A 23997-nucleotide genomic window follows, 5' to 3' on the forward strand; every position below is an offset into this window, starting at 1 on the left:
GAGACCCCGATGGTCTCGGTCAGGGTGCCTTCGGGGACGCACGAACGGCGTGCTGTCCCACGAAGGAATCCTCGCGCTTCAGCGCGGGGAGGATGTCAAATCGGAATATGCGAATTTCCGAGAGACACGGGATCGGTTGGATGTCTTGGCGATAGACCCGTCCGGAAAACTCGTCGTCGTCGAGCTCAAACGCGATCGAGCCGACCGGACGACGGATCTCCAGGCGATCAAGTATGCCAGCTATTGTGCGACGTTGACTGCCGAGGAGATTCAGAAGGATTACAGAGAGTTTTGGAACCGACGGGAGGGGGACGACCGAACTCCGGAGGAGGTGGGGAACACATTCGAGGAATTCCTCACGGACACAGAACAAGAGACCATGATTACGGCCGACGGATGGGCCGAGTTCGATCTCGACCAACAGCCCCGAATCATTCTCGCTGCGGGGAGTTTCGGGATGGAGATCACCTCTCCGGTCATGTGGCTGATCGAAGAGTTCGGAATGGACATCACCTGTACGCGGATCACCGCCTATGAGCACGACGGGGGGATCCTTCTCGACAGTCGGCAGGTCATACCGGTTGCCGAAGCCGAGGAGTACATGACGAAGCGTCGTGAGAAACAGGAGAAGCAACGGGACTCGTCACGGTGGCTGACCACTATCGAGGTGCTCCTCGATCGAGGTGTATTGACTCCGGGCGATCAGGTGTATTTCGATCCGGACAGCGTTCCTTCAGAGGTAGATCGCGACTGGTCCGAGGATGACGACTTCTGGTGGGCGACCGTCACCGGCGAAACGGGGCAAAGCGACAACGTCCGCTGGAACTACGACGACGAACTCTACTCGTTTACAGGCGGTCCAGGCGAATGCCCCGGGGCTTGACCTCGGGGTTGAAGCCGACAACTCCTGACATAAGCCATTAAGTGAACACATCGCCAATCAAAGGACAGCGATGGAGTACAGTCACCGCTACCCCGCATACCCGACACAACAGGTAGCGGCTGAACTGGAACGTCACATCGACATTCATCGCCAAGCGTACAACTACACTCTGTACGAGTACGAACACGTTGACGCCGACAACATCGGCTCCGCGTACAAACACCACTACCGACTCCCCGACTGGAAAGACGAGTTCCCTGTCTTCTCAGAGGTCAATTCGAAGACTCTGCAACGAACCGTCACACGGTTCTACGATAACCTCTCGAACCTCAAAGACCAGAAAGAGAACGGTCGTAAGGTCGGGAAACTCAAGTGGAAGTCTCCGAGAGAGTTCCAGAGTATGACGTACTCGCAGTCTGGCTTCGAACTCAAAAACACGAGTGGCCGACGCGCGACCCTCTGGCTCTCTAAAATCGGAGACATCAAAATCCGCTACCACCGCGAAATTCCAGGCGAAGCGGACATCAAAGAAGTCACAGTAAAGAAAGAGACGACCGGCAACTGGTTTGTTTCTTTCGGCCTCGAAACCGACGACGCTGACCTGCCCGAGAAACCCAACATTGGCTCGCTTGACGCGAGCAATAGCGTCGGTGTTGACCTCGGCACCCAGAACTACATCCACACCTCGGACGGTACGACCGTGGATTGGCTCGACCTCGAATACGAGTACGAACGACTCCGCCGGGAACAACGCAAGTTGTCTCGCAAAGAAAAAGGGTCGAACAACTACGAGAAACAACGCCGAGAAGTGGCGACGGTCAGGCGCCATATCTCTCGGAAGGTGCTGGACTACCAGCACAAGATAACGACGTGGCTCGTCCGCGAGTACGACGCCGTATTCGTCGAAGATCTGGACGTGAAGGGGATGCTAGAGCAGTCGCACAACGCTCGGAACAAGCAAGATGCGGCGTGGCGACAATTCATCACCTTACTCGAATACAAGTCCGACCTGTACGGTTGTCACGTCAAGCAGGTCAAAGCTCGAGGAACGACGAAAGAGTGCGCGTCGTGTGGTGTGGAAACGGGAAAACCAATCTGGGTCAGGGAACACTCTTGTCCGAGTTGTGGCTTCGAGTGTGACCGTGACGCAAACGCGGCGCTGAACGTCCTCAAACGCGGTCTTTCTGATCTAGGGCTGGGATGGCCCGAAGATACGCCTGTGGAGACTGCGCTCCCTACGGACACCCATTCGGTGTCTGCAAAGCGCGTCATCGAAGCAGGAAGCCTTGGGGCTTGACCCCGAGGCGATTCACCGGGTTGAGCAAGGAACTGCTGTTCCAACTCGTCGACCGGGATAAGGAAGAACCCCTCAATGGGTACAAATTCTGGTGCCACCCCGCGTTCGGGGATCAGCTATTATCGAAGCTTCGGAGGAGTAGTGTCACTGCGGAAGACCGCGAACCTAGCTCGGGCTCGCAAGTCGAATTGGAAGAATAACCGAGAGTCGACTGGTATTCACAAAAAGCATAGATCTGGGCCGACAGGACCAGCGGAGTTGGTAGATCAGTCGTAGTCTGTACAGGGCGTTCTATCAGCCCCTGACGGGTGCGGGGCGTCCGTTTCGGGCGTCGCGTGGCATCATGAATTCAGCAACCGCACTTCGAGCGCTGGATCCGACGACGCGGGTCATCAAGCGCGCACAGTACGAATGCTTCGAGTTTACCCTGTGTCCAGAGGGGACTCGCGTTCGAAATGAGAGCTACGCAGATCCAGAAAACCACGAGTACACGGTCCGCGTCGAAGGGGGATTCCCGACGGCATGTACCTGCCCGGCAGACACAAATCGTCCCGAGGCGTGCAAGCACCGCGTTGCGGTCGCGATCCGAAGGCCGATTCTCGCGGCTGCGTCAGCCTAGCGGACACAATCGACACATTCGAACCGAGATCCGCGACACGAGAGTCCGAACCCGTGGGACCCGAAGGAGACTGTGTCTGTGATGGGCTCGATGGGTTCCCGTGCTGGCACTGTGTGGACGCTGGTCGTCGCACGATTCCGGAGTAAATCGTTCCGAGAGTACTGTTTTTCGGCCCCTGACGGGTGCGGGGCGCAGAGGTGCCTCGCGTGAATCCCAGATGGATATCGAGCGTTTCGACGACAGGTATGACGATGAACAAGGAGGCCAACTGCGTGCGGAGACTCGCTGTCCGGAATGCGAGGGTGAACTCCGGACTGAAGGCGGTGAAACCACCTGCGAGGACTGTGGACTGATCATCGACGAGTACCGGTTCGACCACGGAGCGACGCCGCGGTCGTACGACGGAAGCGAACGGGTGCGTGAGCAGGTGGGCGCACCACGGACGGTCACACGACACGACTACGGACTGTCGACGGAGATCGGCCGCGGGACGGATGCCCGTGGTAACTCACTCTCGCATCGGAAACGCCGTCAACTCAGCCGTCTCCGTCGTGAACACGGACGAGGGCGGTTCGAATCGAAGGCGAACCGCTACCTCGCGAGCGCTTTGGGCGAGATCCGCCGACTCACGGCAGTCCTCGAACTCGGGCAGGTCGTCCGGACGACTGCCTCACAACTCTACCGGGAGGCACAGGATGCGGATCTGATCAGAGGTCGGTCGACCGAAGCGATGGCAGCCGCGAGTGTCTATGCGGCGTGTCGGACGAGCGGATATGCTTGTTCACTCGCCGAGATCGCGTCGGTTACCCACTTCAGCGCCGACCAGATCAGAGATCGGTTCCGTGTTCTGAAACGCGAATTCGATCTCGCTGTCCCACCACGACGACCGGAGGAGGTGCTTCCTCGGATCGCCTCCGAGTATGGCCTTTCGGATGCTATCCGAGTGCGCGCGGTTCACCACCTCCAGCGGTTGGAAGAAGCGGGTCTCACGATCAACCGGAAATCCTCAGGCGTCGCAGCGGCGTGCATCTACGTCGCATTGGAGGACTGTGGAGAGGATCCGACGAAACGGGCGGTAGCAGAGGTGGCTGATATCTCTACTATCACGTTGAACGAACGGATCGACGAGCTTCGCAGTGTCGTCCAATAGGCGGGTAACCGCTACCCGCGGAGATTCAAATACCATAGCGCGGCCAGCGTATTCGATGGACGAATCTACCGAGTCGGGAGAGAGTAAGGAAACGCACCGATCGGAGCCACCGTTTCCACCCGAACTCGTAACCTGTGAGCAATGGGTCGGATGGCGGACACAAACTCGAGGGGAGAACAAGACGAAGGTGCCGTTAAATCCGGACGACGGACGGTTCGCCGCGGTGGATGACCCCGAGACGTGGGGAGATCTTGACGCTGCCCAAGCACGTTCCGAATTCGAGTCGGTCGACGGAGTCGGATTCGTGTTCACCGAGGACGATCCTTTCGTCGGCATCGATCTGGACGACTGTCGCGACCCTGAGACGGGAGAACTCGACGATCGAGCGGAGGCGATCGTGGAAACGCTCGACTCGTATACCGAGGTAAGTCCGTCAGGAACCGGCGTCCATGTCATCGTTCGGGGTCGCCTTCCCGACGGACGGAGCCGTCGGGGTCACGTCGAGATGTACGATGCAGCCCGGTTCTTCACCATGACCGGTGAACGAGTCGACGGAACTCCGAGGACGGCGGAAGCCCGGATCGACGAACTCGCGTCAGTTCACGCCGAATACGTCGCTGTAGAGGAACGTTCGGAGGATGCAAACGACGACGGGCCGTACGAAAGCGGCGAAAACGCGGATGACGGACCTACCGAGGTCATATATGACGATGAAGAGCTTCTCAAACGGGCGCGGTCGGCCAAGAACGGGAAGAAGTTCTCGCGTCTCTGGCGTGGCGATACCTCGGGGTACGACAGCCAATCAGAGGCGGATATGGCGCTGTGCGCGTTGCTCGCGTTCTGGACGGGATGTGAGGAGGCACGGATCGACCGTCTGTTTCGCTCCTCGGGCCTGTATCGAGACAAGTGGGACGAACGCCACTTCGCCGATGGGAGCACGTACGGTGAGAAGACGATCGAACGGGCGGTCGCCGGTACGACTGAAACGTACTCCCCACCGTCGGGTGAAGCGCCGGTCGAGGAATCGCGAGAAGAGTGTACGGAACGTAGTCAGCACCTCTCAGTCATCACGGAACTCGAGGGCAGGGTCACGGAACTCGCGGCCGAGAACACACGCCTCAAATCCGAACTTCAGCAGGTGCGAGCCGAACGGGATGCACTATCAACGAGTAATGTATCTCCAGATGATGCCCATAGCAACCGTTCGGTCTGGGATCATTTTCTCGCGCTGTTCAAACTCCGAGAGTCATCATAGTTCTCCAAATTTGTACATTGGGTGGAAGTGGCCGGTCAAGACAGGGACTGTCGTTGCTCCATCCTTTCGTGAATATTCTTGACTAATCCGATCACCACCTCAACGAATGCCTCCATCGAGTTGTCCACCGCCGTGTCCAGGTACTCCTCCGTTCTATTTTGATGCGTTTCCCGAGGAGGTCTGGAACGTAATCGATGATCGGTAGGAGGATGTGTATTGACTCGTCCCAGGTATCTCACGCTCCGAACTCATCGAGGGAGAGCAGGTCGGTCCTAGAGTCGGGAGACGATATACACTCCCGCGACCAGTAGTCGGAGTAGAGTATTCGAAGAGAGGTTGTTCGAGTGGGAGCAGGGCCGAACGTTCACCCACGAGCTTCGTTATCCGGAATTTTCCGCACACGATACGATGACGAAGATATGACGCCGGAGGAAGAAGCGAACTTTGTGGTGAGTAGAGTTTTCCGAAGAGTTCGGAGATTTATTCGATAGATCGGACTAATTCGTATTCGTCAAGTTGGCTCACCGAAACTTCCGAACTTCTCCGAAACGTCTTCTCTGACGAGCTGCTCACGACGCTCCACGAACTCAGGGAAGTTCTCAACACGATATAGACGCCCATCAGACGGAATCAGGTGGCGCTCGTAGTAGTCGTCGGTCCGCGTCGTGATCCACTCCTCAAAGTCCATGTCGCTCTTTTCAGCGTTCTCCTTGGGAGTCAATAGCTGCAGATTGGCGACCTTATCTCGCAGATTTTTGCAACGCTGGGCCTGCTCCATGCTCAGCCCGTAGTCGTCGACGAGTGTATCAACCTCGAGCATACTCTTCGGGAAGATATGATCCCGCTGATAGGTGACATTCTGCTTCACAGGCTCCGGGTAGTAGAGCAAAGAGAGAAGCAGGAACGACTTCTGGGAGCGATAGGTAGTCTCCTCCAGCAGTGATTCGACCACATCGGGACTAAAGCCGACAACCTTGCCCCGTCCTCGCATCTGGTGGTGAATTTCATCTAGGGGGAACTCACCATCGGACTCCTTAATTGCGGCCCGGGCATCCTGCAGAACTTCATCAGGCCGAGAGTTGAACGTCCCATTCAATAATGCCGACGTGAGCCAGTAGTGAATTCGCCGTCGTGTCTCGTTGCCTTCCTTCGATTCCCACGAGAGGTCTGGGTCTTGGTCATGGATGTAGTACGCAATTGGAATGAGAGCGTTCGAACTCGTGAGGCTCTGGCTATCAAGGCCGAACTCCACGATGAGTTCAAGCGCTGAAAGGAGATCATCCTTGAAGCTACTCTCCAACCACTCCCGCTTCATCGCACCGAGGTTCTCGTTCGAGAAATTCGATATTCGGTACTCGGCAGGCCGGTCAGAGAGCACAAGTAGTGCTTTCAGCACAAAGTCGATACTGAAGGTGAACCCCTTGTCCTCATACTGAGTGTTGAGGCGGTCGACGAAGCTTGTAATCTCTTCACGAGCGTTGAGAACCTCCACATCACCGTCATCTTCGGTCCATCGTGCGGTGGCCATCGACAGGAGAATTTCCGACTTGCTGAGCGGTGTACCACCTTCGTTCGTCCGAATGAAGATATCGAGCACGCGCTCCTGATTCTCTGTCGTTTCCTCGTGGTACTGGATACGTGTATCGTCGTTCAGTGCAGCGAACAGCGTATGGAGGTTCTGTTGGGCGTCAAAGCGCTTGTCCTTCGGGAACCGTCCCATATCGAGATCCTCCGTCAGTTGCATCGCGTCAACCGCGGTCTCAGCCTGGAGAATATCACTCACGGGGAACCAAAACGTGTTCTCGGTCGGTTCTGGTGGATCCTCTTTGAAAGCGAAATCGTACCGAAGCCCGAGTTCATCCTCTAATTCCTGTTCTGGATCCGAGAATAGGTTCAAGTAGAGCTTGCGCTGTGTCCAGGCGTTCGGATTCTTGTATTGGGCAAACTTGCGCTTCTCCGTGTACGACCCCTGGAGACCGATGAAGAACGCAGTCAGACGCTGTTGGCCGTCGAGAATGAGTCTTTGTGTGTCCGGGAGGGCCGACTCCTCGTGTCTCGGGACCTTGGGATTGTGGTGGTCCAGCTGCTCAAACTCGGGTTCATCAGGATAGACGCTATCTTCGATATAGTGACGAACAAACCGGTACTTGATCTGATCTTCTGCCGGCTTACCCTTTAGCTTCCACACAAGAAATGACCCAATCGGATACTCCCGCATGATGGAATCAAAAAGACGAATAATTTGATCCGAATCCCACACGAACTCGCGCTGAATTGCCGGGAGAAAGATATTCTCATTGAGGTCGTCAACGGCGTCGATGATGCTCATCGACTGATTTGCCATGCTACCGTTCTGGGTAGCGAGAGGACTTATTTGTCACCCCAAACACGGAAGTGTGATTCCTACTCAAATCGTCACCCTCTCTTGGCGACTGAAATGTACAGCGCATAATTGTCCGTCAGTTCGCCCGTGTCTCGGTCTTTTGTACGCTGGATGTTGAGTTCCAATCTCGTCTTGTCGTTCTCGAAGCCCTGAAACGGTTTCAGTAATCCTGCGACCGTCTCGATGAATCCCGGTGCACCGGTCACTCGGATTTCGGATTTGGAGGCTCTGTTGAAATCCTCAACAGATGACAGGAGCTGGTTGCTGAATACAGAGGGTGAGTGCAGCACGACGACTCAGTTTGTTTCAGCTATTCACTGCTGGATCAACTGCTCAGTGTACGTGCTTATTGATCGTCTGCCTCATCCTCGTCTCGCTTCCCTTCGCGAAATTGCCTCAGAAGATTCCACCGTTTCAGATCGATTACCCAGTCGTTCTTCGCAAGCCGATATACGGCCAACGCTGCCCAAGAGACGATAACAACCAACGCCACAAGCAAGACGAAAAGCATCTCCCATCCTCCGGGAGGTGGCTACATAAAGGACCTTCAGATATCAGAACATATACGACTTTTCACTGGACTGTCCGATTTACATTCTGTATCGAGCAGATGACCGAGACTGCGCCAAGAAGCGGATACTTCCCAGGGAGGCAGATTAGCCAGTAAACCTGCGTACCCATCAGCTAAGTTAGGAAATAACCATATCTTCGATAGTGATTTGGAGTTCAAAATACTCTGAATCTTGGTTAAGGTATGCAGTTCGGAGATAGTCTGGGCGGTTCTCCGGGTTTCCACTGAATTCTTCCCATTGTCGGTCAATACGCTCCTTTGCGAGGTCAATGAAGGTCTCAGCCGAGTCGGGAATTGGCGGGCAGGCCTTGTACCTCCCGTCACCGCTGGCTTCATCAATTATTTGCTGCTGTTCTGCTTGAAGTTCAGTATACATGAGTGGGAGGATATTCGATACCTGCTCATCGGAGAGTGACACCGGCTTACGGTCAACAGTCGTGCTATCCATGTCGTCGCATCCGGGAAGCGCCTTTGAGAGTTGTGTACACCCTGAGACTGCCGTGATGCTCGTACTTGCTCCAACCGTCGCAAGGAAGGTACGTCGGTTCATATCTTGAATCCAGAAAGGTATGGATAAGGGTCTTCCCAAGACTCAAAAAGTGGCTTTATCCAGAACGATAGATAACTGCTCTGTACTTAGCAATTCGAACCGGTGGAATCGTGTGCCGAACTGGTGACCGACTCGCGCTCTGTATTCAGCACGACTTAAACAAACTATCAGCGGTAGAGGATTTCAACAGAGCCGAGTTGGATACATTTCAGGTAAGTCTTCACCCTCCTATCGTTTCCGCGCCAGCAGCGTTTCTTATCAAGACTCAGTTGGTAACCAGTATCAGTTCGGAACCTCTCTTACCGAAATAGTTATTGTCAAGATGTATTACCAAGCATAGAGTCTGCAAGTTTTGGTAGTTTTTGATAAGAGTTCACAGTAAGCATTATTCAGAGCGTAGTGGTCGTATAGCCGCGTCCACTGAACTAGAAGAATGCGACTGATCAATATATTAACGTAATATTCTTTTGTACGTTACTCGTACTTACTGGGTACATGGCACGGCCGAAAATCCCTCAGTCACAAAAAGAAGCAGTCGAAACAATTCACGAGGAACGCACTGGGTTCGCTGCTAATAGTTTCCAAGAGGCACTGTCGACTGTAGTCAACCTCGCAAAGGAGTCTTTAGATCGATACCATACCGAACAGCGAGGCAGCTTCGAGATAGAAATCAATGGAAGTCGTTCACGAATTACATTTAAACCCACCGAAGCCTCCAAACTGGAGTTTGAGCACTTTGCAAAAGGCGATCCACCACAAACGGCCATCCTGGATACTGGAATCGCGTGGATCGGACAGGACACACTCGAAGAAGAAATCGAGGACATTCAGGACGTTGAAACCTGCTATATCGCGGTCACAACAGGGACGATAGTAGTAGAATATGCCGATGGCGGTGAACAACCAGAAATCATCGCTGAGAAAATCTTGTATGTGCTAACAAATCTCATAGACTCACACGAGCAGTTGGTATTGGAGGGGAAAAAGACGCGCTCGAAGACAAAGGAAGATGCCATCGCACCGTATTGGCCTCAGATAAGACAAAGTGAGTAACGTAGGCGAATCGTTCGAACCCCTGATTCGCCTGTCGTTCGCTCAAAACCAACAGACTGGTCGAACAACTGTATTTTCTACATTAGTTCTTAAGTCTCTTTTCAGCAACACTCACAGTCCAGATCGCCGTACATCCCGGCGAGTTTAGTTCGAATCGCTGTGGAGGAACCGTCTCACTATAGGTCGTCTCAACCCGTGCTGGGCCCGAGAGCGGATCGTTCAGCGCGTGTAGAACCTCGTGACCGGTTTCGCGATTCGGAACGATCCAAATCGCCTCCTCAGGATTCAGGAGGGCCATCTTATCATAATCCGCCGGAACCCCCTCACGCGTGTCGTGGTTGGACCGCTCAGCTTCGAGCGCGATCACGACCGTACCGGTCGCATCGAGTCCGGCCGCATCGAGTCGGGTTCCGTCTACCTCGTGATAGGAGACCGCGTCGACGACCGGAGATGCAGGGTCCTCGACGTAGGCCTGCTCGATGTACCGACGGCCGATTTCGACCATCAGCACGTGCAGACTCGACTCGCTGAGGTCGCCCTGGCCATCACCGTAGGCGACTCCCTCCTTGTGCGCGACTTGGATCACTGAACGCCCCTCCGGAGTGACAGTGTACAGTTTGTGGGGGTGTGTCCCGTCATGACTGAGGAGTCCATCATCGAGGAGTTCTTGAACCGCATCGGGCTCGACTCCCGTATACTCCTGCAGTCGAAGCATGCTGTCTCGGAGGAGGTCGTACTCCAGGCCTGGATCGAACGTCCGCTGGTGTGCTTGATACACCGCCTGGAGGAACAGCAGTTGCCGATCAGAGTATCCCGTCGCCTCGCGTTCCGCTCGCGAGAGCGTAACGCGAAGGTCACAGACCGGTACGTCATCACGGTCGACTCGTTCTATTGCACCACAACAGGCGAGCGCGGTTCGCATCCCTTCGATCGTCGGGTCGTACCGGGTCTCGCAGTGTGCACACGAGAGCGCGTGTGCTGCTTCGTCATAGTCGACGTAATCGGGAAGTCGCTTCGTAAACGGAAGCGCGGAGTCAAGTCGAGCGCCGGTGTCGTCATCACCAGGGACCGTTGTCTCTTTGCGCGTCTCACCCGACACCGTGGAATCAATCGCCGTCCGGAGTCCGAGTTCCAACGTCGTTCGCTCCGCGCAGGCCGCTAAGAGGTGCTCGAACGTAGTCTCGACGTCCCTCGATAGCGGTTCTACACCATCGGGGTGGCCCGCTGGGAGCGGTGCGGATTCGACGAGGAACGGACGAGGTTCCGACCGCCCGAACGGTGCAGGGAGATTCACGAGCCACTGTCCACGTCGAAGCGCACGTAACCGAGCGCCCACATCTTCGGCATCCATCTCGTCGGTCGCGAGCCGTTCTGCGAGATCGCGGTCGACCGAGATGTTCCCCGTTACGAGTGTGGAGACGTTGTTGAGGAGCTCGGCGTACGCCCGGGGATCCGCGTCTCGCAACTGCGCGGGGAACTGCATGGCGAGCGTAACGGAGAGGCCGAACCCACGCGATTGTGCCAGTAGATCGGACATGAGGCCCGAGGTCGCGACGGTCGCCGCCTCTTCGAGGTAGAGGTTGACCAGCGGTCCGGCCCCATCGAGCCCCGCCTCGGTTCGTCTGTGGGCACGACGACGAAGTGCTGTCCACAAATTCGAGAGGAGTACGAGTGTGAGCACACGTTGGCTTTCGGAGCGAAGCCCGCCCGTATCGAAGATGACGACACAGTCTCGATCAAGTACATCGATGAAGTCGAACACCGGGTCGTCCGCTGTTCCATCGAGATTCGAATCACACTCCCGCTCGGGGACGTGATTGAACAGCCGGTTGAGTCGGTCATCGCGGGTAGCTTTCTCGATCCGGTTCGCGACACCCTGCATGAGCTCGTCGAACGATCGCTTGCTGTTGGCCGCAATTCCGCCGAGTTTCGATTCGAGGTCCGGATCCGAAACCGGCGGGGGATCACGGGTCTCGTGGAGCTGTCGAGCGGTGTACTGTAGCATCCGATGTGAGAACGCGTCAAACCCGTGGACTGGGTCGAACTGAGCCTTCACGAGATACCGAATGATATCCGGAGACCGGATCGCCTGATCGAATCGCTCACGGCCCATGATCGCGACGAGCAGTTCGATGTAGTGGTCGACGAGGTTCTGTACGAGTTGCCCGCGGTCGAGTCCCTCCTGGAGTTCAGGACGAATATCGAAGAACGGTACCGCGGGGAGCGTCTCACTGCAATCGAAGTAGTAGACGTTTTCCAGAGTCCCGTACGTGGCGTAATGGGCTCGGAGGTACTCCCGAGGCATTCCATCGCCCTTCGGGTCGATGAGAATGTCGGCGCCGTCGGTGGCGTCGTGGTTCGCGAGAATCGCGTTTACCAAGGCGGTCGATTTTCCGGAGCCGGTCTTCCCGACCCATCCGACGTGTAACGGTTGAAGCGATGGTGGAAGCGCGATCGGGTCGGCGGTTCCGATATCGTCTTGATCGAGGGGAGTTCCGAGTAACATCCCACCTTCGCGATACGGTTCGAGTTGACCCGACGGAGGTGCCGCACGCGGAGTCTGCTCGGCTGGCCGTATGGCCAACGCTCGCTTTGCAGTATCAGTGACGGAAGCACCGTCGAGCAGACACAACGCCGACGTTTCACGTGGATCGACGACGAGTCGATAGGGCTGGGACAGTCGATCTCGTATCCGTCTCGACGTCGGCCTCCCCTCGCGGATAGCCCGGCTGAGCGCGCGGGTACGATCGTCAGTGAGCGTTACTCCAAGTACATCGTAGTACGGACCACGCAGCGGCGAGAGAGACGCGGAGAGTTCTTCACAGGTTTCGAGCGCACGCGCCCGTTCGGTCTTGCCTCCGTCCTCGAGTAGTGCAACTGCACGCACGGACGCGTCGAAACAGGCAGCCGAGTCGATCTGTGCGAGGTGATCGAGACGTCGACGAACGGATTCTCCGAGGTGCTGATATTCGTGAGACGTGGTCGCTAGCTCACCCTCGCCACCCTCGCCCCTCCGGGGACTGTCCTCACGCCGAGCTCGAGTACGTCCACGAAGATACGACAGCGCAGTCTGCGCGAGCGTATCCTCCCCGAGTTCGAGATCGAGTCGGCGTGATTCGGCTTCGGCGCTCCAGTCAGGGAGCGGACCGAGTACGACCTGAAACACGACCGGAACCGGAGACGCTGCGAGCGTCTCGACGACGCTGTTCAACGGAAGTCGGGCACTCTCATCGGCTCGGAACTCCTCGAACGGAGTAAGCGAGGTTTGCCAATCACGGCGACGATCGGGGTTCCCTTCGATCTTCACCCCGAGCACGCCTGAATGCGGCGAGTCGTGAATATCCTCCTTCGATTGACTCGTCTCATCCTGTCGCACGCCGAGTGTCCGATACAGTTCTTCCGGCGGAGCACGCTCCGAGTCGAACGAGTACGTGTTCGGGAAGATATCGCGAACCATCCGGGTTATCGCGTCGGCGTTTGACGACGCACATCGAAGTCCGTATTCGACACGCTCGCTCTCACCGGTGGTCCAGAGCAACCACTCAAGCGTCGAGTTCCCGTCCTGTTCGGAGAGATGCCGATGGATCCGACGAACGGCCGCAGTAACGGACTCCGGAGCGGTCGGTTCAGAACCCAAGCGAATCCGAACGAGCGAACGGGTCGACTCAGACGATGTCGTGGTCTCGACAGTCATTGTCCCGTTCGATCGTACTGTCCGGGTGAAGCGGACGCCTCGGAGGTCGCGTTCGTCTCGGTGATCGCCATCTCGGCGATCGTCGTCGAATCGAACCAAGCCAACTCACCGGTAGTCGCATACCGGTACAGCGCGGCCCGGGTGACCCCGATCGTCGTAACCCCAAGCACGGAGAGTCCAGCGAGGTACAGAGCCAGAAGCACGGTCGTAAATTGACCCGCGAAACCACCGAGGACAGAGGTCGCGAGGAGGTACAACGGACCGGTAGGGGCGAGGCCGATCAGGGCCACGAACCCGAGGCCGAACGACGCTGTGAGCGCCTCCCCCCATACCGAGCGGAACGTCTCGACGCTCTCGGAGAAGATGGATACCCCGGACGAACGAGTATCCAGTGCGACCGGTATCAAAAAGAACGATACCGCGCCCCAAGCGATGTTTGCCAGTACCGACGCGATTCTCCCCGGAAGGGATCCGTGGCGCCGAAGTAGCTGATCGAGAAGCCAGAAGAGGCCCGTCACGACCGCGACAAGCGAAAGTGCTCGACGGTTGGCCCAGACAGCTTCGAATCCAGCGCGCACAGAAGGCGAGTTACCGTCGAGCGCTTCCGTCGTTTCGTGGATCAAGGCCGCGTTCATCGCGGTGAGCGTGCCGGCGGCGCAGATGTACCACCCTCCGATCGCCGCAACTTCGACGAGCCGAACGAGTCCAGTCCCTCGTGCCCACCAGACGAGTCCGAGGAGCTCGTACACGAAACGGAGTCCCGCGACGAACGTGATACCGATCCCACCGAGACCGAGGATCGGAAACCAGAGCAACGCCGGATGCCTTCTCACGAGTCCGACCGCATGTCGTACGCAGGATATCCCGCGACTGGCAGTATGCTGTGATAGCATACCCCGGGTGCTCCCGGATTCGTATATGAACGTATGCCCGGCGAGGACGAGGCCCCTCCCGAGAGTTCAAATACGGAAACGGGACCACGGCGGCGTAGCGCCCGACACCCAAACGGGCGTGATACCATGCAGAACGCACACCCCACGGAAGACCGGAATAGCTCTTCGAGACTGCTGCGAGCCGTGCCTCGGCTTCGCCGTTCGTTGTTCGTGGCGCTCCTGACCGTCCTCGTCGTCGCGGTCGATCCGGCGCTCGCGGCCGAGTCCAGCAATGCGATCTGTAGTACCGAGAAACTCCCGAAAGCGATCGAGGGGTTCTTCGAGTTAACGACGGCGTTCGGGTTCATCGGCGTCATCGTCGTCTGGCAGGGAAGTTCCCTGTTGGAGATGCTCACGCTGAGTCCCGAGCAGAAGAAGGAACTCCGCTACCGCAAGCGTGACGCGTTTCGCTCGCTCGTGGTTATCTTCGCACTCGGCCCGGTGTACTCGATCGCGGGACCGACGATGGGGCTCCCGCTGGCGGAGTGTATCGACCTGGTGCCGTGGTAATGCACGTCCTCTCGCTTCCCGTCGCGGTTTCGCTCGCCCTCCTCGTGGCGAACGGGCTGGGCATGTCGGCGTATGCAGACGAACCGGGTCATCCCCATCACGAAACGACGCTCACCGATAACGAATCTGCCGCACTGCGGTCTGATGACCCGGACAAAGGCACGTACCAAGGGACATCGCCGTACGAGCACCTGACCGCTACCGTGGATATCACGTACCGTGCTCCACCGGACACGGCCGCTCGGTGGAGTACGGCAGCCTTCGAGCATCTCGACGGTCGTGACCCGGAGACAGCGGTACTACCGGAACACGCCGCGGTCGAATCCGGGCGATACCTCGAAGACGCACACATCACGCTGTACGGAGTGTACCCGTCGACCCGGGTTCACCGGGCGGAGACTGATACCCCGCTGTACGTCGCACCCGAGGGGTCCGTTCGAGCGTTCGTTGACTATCGAGTCGACATGCCCGACCGGACGACCGAAGGGAACACCACCCGAACGTGGACGCTCGCCGATCACCGGATCGTCGAAACCCGTCTTCACGCTAATGACCGCGTGATAGGCAGCGGTGGAGCAACCCATACACCGGTCTGGGAGTTCGATGAGCTCTCCGAGACGCCCGTTCTCACCGTTTCGGCAACGATTGCGATCCGAGTGCGAGTTTCAGAACGAACGAAACGAACCGTCTGTCGTACGCCGACCGAACGGGGTCCGGACGTTCCGGCCGATCATCCCGTCGGGACCGCTCCTCGGATCCGAGCGCCTCCGAATTCGACTAGCGAAGCCGAGGACCCGACCACCACCTGTCGAGTCATCGTCGAGCATACCACGAGGGCTAAAACCGAACGGATCACCGTCAGGGATGAGATCGACGTCGTCGTTTCCGATCCGGATCCGGAGATATCGGCGGTCCGATATCCGAACGAAGACCTTCGCGTTCGGCTCGCGACCGATGAACCGTGGCGTGCGCTCGTAACCGACGAAGGGGTCATCCGGACACGCTGGAGGTTCTACACGGCCGGAGACCGGAGATGGGAGCGACTCGAACGACGGAGTCGCTCAGGAACACGCACAGTCGAGTCCGAACTCGCGCCGGTGAACGTTCACGCGTTCGCGTCAGTCATCGACCCGGGATCGAATCCCCCGAACAGCCATTCGGTGGAGTACTCCGAGGGCACGACAGTCACGCCGCCGACTACCCTCGGCACGAACGTTCACGTCGATCATCGGACTGATCCGTACTGGTCCACCGACGATATCCGGTTCCGCACGCAGCCCGAATCGACACTGCGGATCCACGGTATCGTTCGTGGCGTCGCCGAGCCTCTCGAACGGCCCTCGACGGAATCGGTTCGCGAGATCCGACCGACGACCACCCACGCAGAGGTGGTGAACGAGCCGAAGGGTGGGGCGACGATCGAGGTTACTGTTCGCGACGCGTGGAGCGGAGACACGGTTGCGTCCTATCTTCCCCTCGATGACATGGGATACGTGGACGTTGCCGGGCATCGAGTTCCGCTCGATTCGACCGGAAGCGGTCGGATCTGGGTACCCGACCCAGGATCGTATACGGCGACGTATCATCCGCCGTCTGATACCTCGGTCCAGCAGTTCGCACCGAGTACTGACACCGTCCGGTGGCATCCGCTCCACGATCCGGATGCGCTGGGGAGAATCGCTGATGAGCTCGGACCGCTCGTGATCCCAGCCTCGGTAGCAGTCCTCGTGTGGCGGTGGACGAACTCACCGGCTCGGGATTCTCGGAGGTGGTGACTCGTGTCGGGGCTGATCGAACTTATCACCACTGCGTTCACGCGGGTCCTCGACTGGCTGACCGGTGGATTCCGGAGCGGACTGGAAACCGGATATGATGCGCTCAGTGCGTCGTTATTTGGGACACCGACTCCAGTGACGAACGGCGTGTTCGTGCTGGGGAGGCCGACGAACGAGCCGTGGGCGTCGATCCACGACGCGCTCATCGTCGGTGAGGTAACCCTGTTCGCGCTGCTGCTACTCATCGTGTGTGTCCAGGCGCGACACGCAGTAGCTGCTGCTGGATTCACATCGAGTTCGTCCGTCTCTCGAACTCGGCGGTCGGCATGGATCGGTGCTGCGCTCGTCGTCACGTGGTACTGGGTGGCCGCGACGGCGCTGCATCTCATCGACGGGGTCACACTCGCGTTACTCCCACGGCTCGACACGTTCCTCGACGCGCTCGTGCTTCATCTGGGAGTGACCGTCGCGAATCCCCTTCTCGGATTCAGTCTCGCTGCGGTAGGCGGTGCCGCGATGTGGCTTCTCCAGGCGATGTTCATCGTCCGGAGGATCCTGCTTCCGATTGCAGTCTACGCGATGCCTATCGGCATCGCTATCGCATACGGGGGCATTCCGCTCGTCTCGGAGGTTGCATCCGGCTTCCTACTCCGGTTCGTTCCGCTCGTACTCGCGCCGGTTCCGGCCGCGCTCGTCCTCCGCGGCTACGAGCTGATCGTCACGACGGGTGCGTTCGGGATGGACAATCCGTTCCCTCGCATGCTCCTCGTCGTCTCGCTTCCGGTCGTCCTCGTCATCGTGACATGGCAGGTGTTCAGGTACTCGAATCCGGTTGCCACACGAGCTGCTGGAACGGCGATCAAGGGAGCAGCGATCGTCGGTGCGGCGGGGACTGCTGCCGCAGTCGCGAGTCCGGCGGTCGGGCTCACTGCCGCACGGTTCGGACCGAAGGCGGCGGCGGGTCACGCCGTGTTCGACCGCGTCATCGGGAACGGCGCACGCTCGTCGGACTCCTCCTACCGAAGAACGGAGAACGATCCAGTGGAGGCACCCAAATGAGCGACGTACGGGACGCAGCACGCCGAGTTATCCAGAGCACCAGTTACCGATCTGGACCGCTTCCCGGAATTCGAGAGGGCGACATCGGTGTGCTGGTTGGAACGCCCATCGTGACGGCGCTCGGTTTCAGTATCGTCGCGGACGCGTTGGTTATTCCGGGACTCCTCCTCGGTGTTGTCCTCGGTGCGCTCGTCACGTATGTGACCCCGAGCCATCAAAACGCGCGATCGTGGCTACAGGCGGTCCTTCGGTACGTCCGCCGACAGCCCGTCACAGTGCAGGGGCCTCGTGGGCGTACGACACCGGGGCGCTCGCATCCATTCGTACTGGAGGAAGATACGGCTGAGCTCACGAGCGTGACGCGCGCCTATCCGGATGCTGCCGCCGTTCAACGATCGGACGGGACCGTACGGGCGTATCTGGAACTCAAGCCGGGGAACATGGACTTCGCGATGAGTGACGACTGGGCGAACGTCCAATCGGCCGCGACAGCGTTCGTGAACGATGATCTAACGTTTCCCCTGACAATGTATGCGACCACCCGCGCGTTCCCGACAGAGCGGCTCGTTAACGACCTCACTCAGCGACTGTCGGACCCAGACGTGAGCGAGAACGAACGTCTCACCGAACTCATCGAATCATATATTGACTCCCGACCGGCCGAGATCGATAGCCGTGGTGCACGTGATGTCCGGTACTATCTCGGCGTCGAAGTGAGCGAACTCGACGCGCTCGACAGATATGACCGCGAGCGAACACCGGTGGAAAAGCTCGCGCGGATTCCGTTGCTCGGGATCTGTATCACACCGTTGCTTTCGCGTCGGGACGGCCGCTCGGATGAGGAACTCCGCAACGCACAACTCCGCCTGCTCGATGAGCGTATCCGACTCGTCCGACACGAACTCGTCGACGCCATCGATGGATGGTCCGAACGACGACTCGACACGGAGGAATTGCTCTTCCTCGAATTCGAATACTGGAACGGAACGCACGACGGAGTCGATCGGGCAACGCTTGTACAAAACAATACGCCGCTGGAAAACTACCCGCGGGGCAACCCCGACGATCACGAACAACAGTGTTCCGCAGAGAACAGCGATCAGTCATCGTCGGGAACCATCGAACCACCAGCTACCGAGAGGACTGACGACGAGTTCACCGATCAACGTCGGGTTCTGGCACCCGACGGTGTCGAATGGCAGACGCGCTCCGCGCGGGTCGACGAAATGTGGGTGAGCGCGCTCTCGATCACCGGGTATCCTGATTACCCCAAAGACGGGTACCTGAGTGCACTGTTCGACCGAGCGGACGTCTCCTTCGATCTCTCGGCCCGATTCGAGCCGACAGCACAGGAGCGGGCGAAACGCGACCTGCGTGAAACGGCCGACGATTTGCGTGTCGACACCGAACTCGAGCGAACGAGTCGAGGTGCCCATCTCGGGAAACTCGCGTCGGACGCGACGGCCGCGTATACGGCGGTCGAAGACGGTGCTCGTGTCTTCGAGCAGTCGATCACCCTTGTCGTCCGCGCAGATTCGGAGGAAGAGCTCGAACGTGCACGATCCGAGGTTCAACGAGCCCTTCGCGATGCACCCGCAAACCTCGTTCCGAAGCCAGTGATCTGCCGGCAGGACCTCGCACTCCGTTCGGCGGCACCGTTCGGCCGGAACGAATTGGATCGGACAGTTTCAGCTCTTGGAGGAGCCGTCGGCGCACTACTGGCATCGCCCCACGAATCGACGTTGTTGGAGCCGGGCGGGGTCGAGGTCGGGGTAAACCGTGAGAACGGGAGTCCGCTCGTGATCGATCCGTTCGCCCGCGATAACGGCTATGCGACGTTCACGGTGGGCGATACTGGGTCTGGGAAATCGTTCGGGGCGAAACAGCAGTTCCTCCGGTCGATCCAACGTTGTGACGATCGGATCGGGATCATCCTCGAACCCCTCAACAACTGGGCAGGGGTCGCCGACGCACTCGATGCGGAGCAGATTACGATCGGCGGAAAGCGAGGCCTGAATCCATTGGAGATCCGCGAGACACCCAGTGCAGTAACCGACGCGATGGGGCCGGATGCGAGTCCGTTCGCAGAGAAGGTGGACGACGTCCTCAGCTTCTTTACGAACTTCTTCGCGCTCCGTGATATCGAACTCGGAGACCGTCGCCCGACCCTCGAACTCGCGGTCTTAGAGACGTACGAGCGGTCTGGAATCACCGGGGATCTCGGAACGCACGGGAGAGAAAGTCCCACGATCACCGACCTACTCGACGTACTCGCTGATATCGTCGACAGCCCGGATGAATACACCGTTCGTTCGACGATCGAAACAGGTCACGTCGAAGCTGATGCAGGATGGTTACTCTCACAACTCCGTCCGTTCAGCGAGGATGGACGATATGAAAACCTCGGCAGGGAATCCGAATTCGATCTTGGAGAGTCGAGTGTCGTGTATCTCGACCTCGGTCAACAGGAGGGATCACAAGGCGGCAGTGGCGCGTTGACGATGCAACTCCTCATCTCGCTCGCGTACGAGCGCGCGAAAGAATCCAGTAAGGAGGTCGTGTTCGTCATCGACGAGGCCAGATATCTCATGCGCAACTCCGCACACCTCGGGTATCTCGAAACCGTGATCCGCCATCACCGTCACCACGACCTGTCGCTCCGGCTTGTAACCCAGACGGTCGATGAGTTCTTCGAACGCCCCGAGGGTGAAGCGATCATCGACCAGTGTGCGATCAAACAGTTCCACCGACTGGACGGGATGGACGACCAGTGGGCAGAGGAGTTCGGAATGAACCACGCACAGAAACGATTCGTCCAGACGGCTCAACCCGGAAGCGAGACGACTGGCTATTCGGAGGCGCTTATCGAGGTTGACGGAGAGTGGCGAGGAATCGAGGTTCGGGCAACCGAAGCCGAACGGAGGGTGATCGACGCTGACGCCGATGGATAACTTCAGTCTCATCGGGAACTCCAACAGAATCGTCCCCGATGACTGCGCGTAAATCGACGATAGATCCCACCTCTTCTTCGATATTCTTTCTCTTTCCAAGCGAATATTTAAATACTATATCGACTCCAGAAGAAGCATGTCAGGACGACTGACGCGCCGGAACGCACTGACGCTCACAGGAACCGCTCTTCTCGGAGGACTCTCCGGGTGTTCAGGACTCGACCCAGAGAGTGGAGAAAGCGTCATCCCCGACCAGTCTGGTGGGAGTGTGTGGAATCTGCTCAAATTCCTCCCGGACGACTACTACAGCAACGGTTCGAGTTCGAGCGCGTTCTCCCTCCTCAGTCCGGCAGGTGCCCTCAGAAAGCAGAAGGGGCTCGGCCCACGCATGAGCTCCTCGATACTCAACGGCTCCGTGGGGGAACGTGGGTGGATCAATGAGGAGGACGTTGAGCGGCAGGTGATGTGGAATTCCGGAGACGGGTGGGGGTATGCATTCGAGACAGACTACAGCAAGGACGAGATCCTCGAACGATATCGAAGTAGTGTCTTGAGCGAACGGCCGTCGGGATCATATAATGGATACGAACTGATAGACCGGTCGAGTAGCTGGCATGCGATCGGAGACGGCTTCGTGTTGAAAGTCCCCTCACGTGCCCGGGCAGACATCGAATCTTGGCTCGATGTGAGTACGGAATCGACCAAAGACGAGATGGATCCGCGGATCGACGCAGCGCTTCAAGAGCTCGATCCACGGTATCGGTTCACCGTTTCAACGACCGATGGTGAAGGTCAGATATTCGCCGACTCCGGTATCCACGAGCAAGGAATCTTCCGCGCTGTCACCCCATATCCAGACGACCTAGGATATAGACTCACGACAGCACTGTTCACAGAGAAGCCTGAACGACTCGCGGCGTGGGCACGCGAACAGCGAGCGGTGTGGTTCGACAGGCTCGTGCATCATGAGCCGGAGGTGCGGACGACGGATTCGCTCGTGGTCCTCGATGAAACCGGAACGGTGGACCACTTCTCTGGATATACGTAAGAACCGACGGACTTGTTGAGGTCTATCGACAAGACGCGCTATTTCATGAGGTGGCTGTTGCGTAGGACTATCTGTTTTCAGTCTACTTGGATAGCAGTCGGTTTGTCGACTCAGTACCAATATAACCGGAGTAGTCGAATTAATTCGTAATAAAAACCACTAAACAAGTTCAAAATATTATATATTCTCAGTATTGGCTGTATACGATCATAAAAACCACATGAAGTGATCGAAGTGAATTTGTCATATCTTACAGAGATTCGCATTGAAATTCGCGAGTAGTACTGTGATACGGTCGTTCTTGTACACATGTCATCCCGGCCTGACCGCCGCCTTCGTCGTTGGCTCGTAACCAGACTTAGCGTGCGGCGGGTTGGGGACATGCGGTTTGGAGAGCGGCAGCGTGTTGCTAGTCTGGCACTGTTTTCGTTGGGAACAGAACTCGTCACCGTACTTCACATCATCGCCGATGTGGCGTCGCTGTGTCTACTCTTTTATGCGATGTATGTTGTCACGCACTGGGTAATCGAGGTGCTTGACTCCGAGCTAGCCACTAACCGAGGGCTGCGGGTAGTTCTCGCAGGGCTGTCTGTCGGCTTCGGCCTAGCATTTCCACTTGGTCAACCTTGGCCGATAGTGACACTCTTTTTACTAGGAACACTTCTCGTCGATCAGTTCCTTCTCAAATCCAGTATTATTGAGCACCCGAGAGAAACGAGTATTCGCACAGATGTATTGTTTGGATTGAATTCTCGATCTGAGGCCATCCACGAGTGGGCACTCTTGGAGCAACGACTCAAATCGGTCGACTCTCAAGTGGATCGGTGGGTCGCGATGGTGACGAGGCGGACACTACCAACGCTGACACTCGTGGCGCCATGCTTCTTATTGGGCGGACTCGCAGTGATTCTTAGCTTCATTTTTCCAGTACTGGAGGTGCTCCTTCTCGGTGGAGCGCTTTTAGGTCCCGTACTTGTTCGAAACGTATCTACTTACGACTCACAGGGGGAGCTGCTCCGATTTCTCGATATTGAAGAACGTACAAGCGAGGTTCTGCTTCATCCAGATCTTCGAAACGTGCCAGGATTCGCCCTCATAGGCGTCATTTTATTGAATATATCGTTTCCTGCACTGCTCTTTTTCAGTTCGCTCGTGCTGGTTCCACAAATTGTGGGGACATACAGATCCCGGATAGTGATCTCAGGGTTGATCGACGGTGTCATTATCACGGGACTGGCAGCGACCGTAGCTCTGACGTTCATTACATTTTCTCTGTACGGTCTCTGGTACTGGCTCCGAATGTTCCGCCGCCTGCCGGCGACCGTCCGTTGGCTCCGAACGGTTTCGTCACAATCGATCGATACGAACACTAAGATAGACGAACCAGCTGTCGGGAGACCACCGGTGGGAATGATTCCCGCTGGATTGTTGCTCTGTACGTTTGTATTCATTGTGAGAGCAACTCCCGAGACCAAAGATGCCGCGGAGGTGTGGCTGCTAGGGTACTTCGGGCTGTGGCTTGCTGGAATTATCACGCTCGGGCACGGCCTCTACCGATGTCGCATCGATTCGCCGCTTTCGGCGGCTACCGATGTTCGGTCGCTGGCGATCGACACGCTCGCCGGATGGGGAGCAGTTGCGATCGTAATGATGACCGTCCCTGACGGCCCGAGAGCAGTATCGATTGTCCTTGCGATGGCTGTGATCTCCATCGGTGGGGCGTTTTCTCTCCTGGTTTGCGGATTCGCCGTGGCACGCCAAGGGGTGAATGCTCGAACCCCGGTCGCGATGGGTGCAGTCCTCGTTATCGGCCTCGTCCTAATCGACAGATTCGTTCCAGAATATGAGAATGCAGAATTCTGGATATTCGTCGTTATAACGGTCGGAATCTTAGGATTTGCTGGCATCCGTGTGTTGTCACGTTCCGAAGTGTCGGAAAACTCAACCGCCGACGCTGATTCCCTGACCGACTCGGACGACCGCTCCGTACGCGCCGACGATATGTGCCGACGGAACAACAAATGAACAGGCAGTACGCGAACCACTACATACTACGACGTTTGCTCACTATACTCATCAGTCGATCCCAGAATATCGTATTTATTGTTTCTCAACAGGGTCGAAAATAGTTCATTCTAATACCGCCACTCCACTGTCGTAGGGAATTAACCCCGGCGCTCCCGTTGACCCGACATGGACGTGATCCGGTCGTGAGCGCCGACGGTCGCTCGGTCGCCGAACGGCTCCGCGACGCCGCCGTCGAGAAG

At 57.5% G+C, this 23997-nt stretch carries 16 protein-coding genes and 1 pseudogene; 12 read left to right on the top strand and 5 right to left on the bottom strand.

All coding sequences use genetic code 11. From position 1 onward, the window contains the following. The first annotated feature begins 49 nt into the window (after positions 1-49). From ACQUQ1_RS20305 to ACQUQ1_RS20325, 5 genes are all read left to right on the top strand, one after another. Positions 50-883 carry an endonuclease NucS domain-containing protein gene (locus tag ACQUQ1_RS20305; protein WP_435066077.1) on the top strand — a complete coding sequence of 278 codons (834 nt, stop codon included), beginning with the start codon at positions 50-52 and terminating at the stop codon, positions 881-883. Between the two features lie 70 nt (positions 884-953). Further along, positions 954-2180: an RNA-guided endonuclease InsQ/TnpB family protein gene (locus ACQUQ1_RS20310; RefSeq protein ID WP_435066078.1), complete on the top strand. Its 1227-nt coding sequence runs from the start codon at positions 954-956 to the stop codon at positions 2178-2180. Between the two features lie 343 nt (positions 2181-2523). After that, positions 2524-2799, top strand: a complete 276-nt coding sequence (locus ACQUQ1_RS20315; RefSeq protein WP_435066079.1) for an SWIM zinc finger family protein — start codon at positions 2524-2526, stop codon at positions 2797-2799. 217 nt (positions 2800-3016) lie between these two features. Further along, on the top strand, positions 3017-3949 hold the full coding sequence (locus ACQUQ1_RS20320; RefSeq protein ID WP_435066080.1) for a transcription initiation factor IIB: 933 nt from the start codon (positions 3017-3019) through the stop codon (positions 3947-3949). A gap of 55 nt (positions 3950-4004) precedes the next feature. Further along, positions 4005-5204 (top strand): phage NrS-1 polymerase family protein, encoded by a 1200-nt coding sequence (locus ACQUQ1_RS20325; protein WP_435066081.1) that lies wholly within the window; start codon positions 4005-4007, stop codon positions 5202-5204. A gap of 511 nt (positions 5205-5715) precedes the next feature. Here ACQUQ1_RS20325 and ACQUQ1_RS20330 read toward each other — a convergent pair. The 3 genes from ACQUQ1_RS20330 to ACQUQ1_RS20340 all read right to left on the bottom strand — a co-directional run bounded on the left by ACQUQ1_RS20330 (position 5716) and on the right by ACQUQ1_RS20340 (position 8708). After that, a complete protein-coding gene (locus tag ACQUQ1_RS20330) occupies positions 5716-7548 on the bottom strand; it encodes a DUF262 domain-containing protein (RefSeq protein ID WP_435066082.1) in 1833 nt (610 codons plus the stop codon). A 71-nt stretch (positions 7549-7619) separates the two neighbouring features. Continuing rightward, the gene (locus ACQUQ1_RS20335) at positions 7620-7793 is read right to left on the bottom strand and encodes a hypothetical protein (RefSeq protein ID WP_435066083.1); all 174 of its coding nucleotides are present in this window, start codon (positions 7791-7793) and stop codon (positions 7620-7622) included. A 483-nt stretch (positions 7794-8276) separates the two neighbouring features. Next, positions 8277-8708, bottom strand: a complete 432-nt coding sequence (locus tag ACQUQ1_RS20340; protein WP_435066084.1) for a hypothetical protein — start codon at positions 8706-8708, stop codon at positions 8277-8279. Positions 8709-9203: 495 nt separating this feature from the next. On the opposite strand from ACQUQ1_RS20340, the gene ACQUQ1_RS20345 reads away from it, so the two are divergent. After that, on the top strand, positions 9204-9761 hold the full coding sequence (locus ACQUQ1_RS20345; protein ID WP_435066085.1) for a hypothetical protein: 558 nt from the start codon (positions 9204-9206) through the stop codon (positions 9759-9761). A gap of 82 nt (positions 9762-9843) precedes the next feature. Here ACQUQ1_RS20345 and ACQUQ1_RS20350 read toward each other — a convergent pair whose 3' ends face one another. Together ACQUQ1_RS20350 and ACQUQ1_RS20355 are read right to left on the bottom strand one after the other, a co-directional pair. Beyond that, the gene (locus ACQUQ1_RS20350) at positions 9844-13455 is read right to left on the bottom strand and encodes an ATP-binding protein (protein ID WP_435066086.1); all 3612 of its coding nucleotides are present in this window, start codon (positions 13453-13455) and stop codon (positions 9844-9846) included. Beyond that, entirely contained in the window at positions 13452-14348 is an 897-nt protein-coding gene (locus ACQUQ1_RS20355) for a DUF6159 family protein (RefSeq protein WP_435066087.1), read from the bottom strand. Before ACQUQ1_RS20355 ends, ACQUQ1_RS20350 begins: the two co-directional genes overlap by 4 nt. Positions 14349-14558: 210 nt before the next feature. Here ACQUQ1_RS20355 and ACQUQ1_RS20360 point away from each other — a divergent pair, with 210 nt between their 5' ends. The 6 genes and pseudogenes from ACQUQ1_RS20360 to ACQUQ1_RS20385 all read left to right on the top strand — a co-directional run bounded on the left by ACQUQ1_RS20360 (position 14559) and on the right by ACQUQ1_RS20385 (position 23755). Further along, the gene (locus ACQUQ1_RS20360; protein ID WP_435066088.1) at positions 14559-14897 is read left to right on the top strand and encodes a hypothetical protein; all 339 of its coding nucleotides are present in this window, start codon (positions 14559-14561) and stop codon (positions 14895-14897) included. After that, positions 14897-16672 (top strand): hypothetical protein, encoded by a 1776-nt coding sequence (locus ACQUQ1_RS20365; protein WP_435066089.1) that lies wholly within the window; start codon positions 14897-14899, stop codon positions 16670-16672. Before ACQUQ1_RS20360 ends, ACQUQ1_RS20365 begins: the two co-directional genes overlap by 1 nt. Positions 16673-16675: 3 nt before the next feature. Continuing rightward, positions 16676-17731, top strand: a complete 1056-nt coding sequence (locus ACQUQ1_RS20370; RefSeq protein ID WP_435066090.1) for a hypothetical protein — start codon at positions 16676-16678, stop codon at positions 17729-17731. A gap of 1061 nt (positions 17732-18792) precedes the next feature. Beyond that, positions 18793-20670, top strand: a pseudogene (locus ACQUQ1_RS20375) (VirB4 family type IV secretion system protein); the annotation flags it as partial. Between the two features lie 148 nt (positions 20671-20818). Beyond that, the gene (locus ACQUQ1_RS20380; protein WP_435066091.1) at positions 20819-21730 is read left to right on the top strand and encodes a hypothetical protein; all 912 of its coding nucleotides are present in this window, start codon (positions 20819-20821) and stop codon (positions 21728-21730) included. 381 nt (positions 21731-22111) lie between these two features. Next, positions 22112-23755, top strand: a complete 1644-nt coding sequence (locus ACQUQ1_RS20385; protein ID WP_435066092.1) for a hypothetical protein — start codon at positions 22112-22114, stop codon at positions 23753-23755. Positions 23756-23997: the final 242 nt, after the last annotated feature.

The organism is Halobaculum sp. EA56 (assembly GCF_051195075.1).
Classification (GTDB): domain Archaea; phylum Halobacteriota; class Halobacteria; order Halobacteriales; family Haloferacaceae; genus Halobaculum.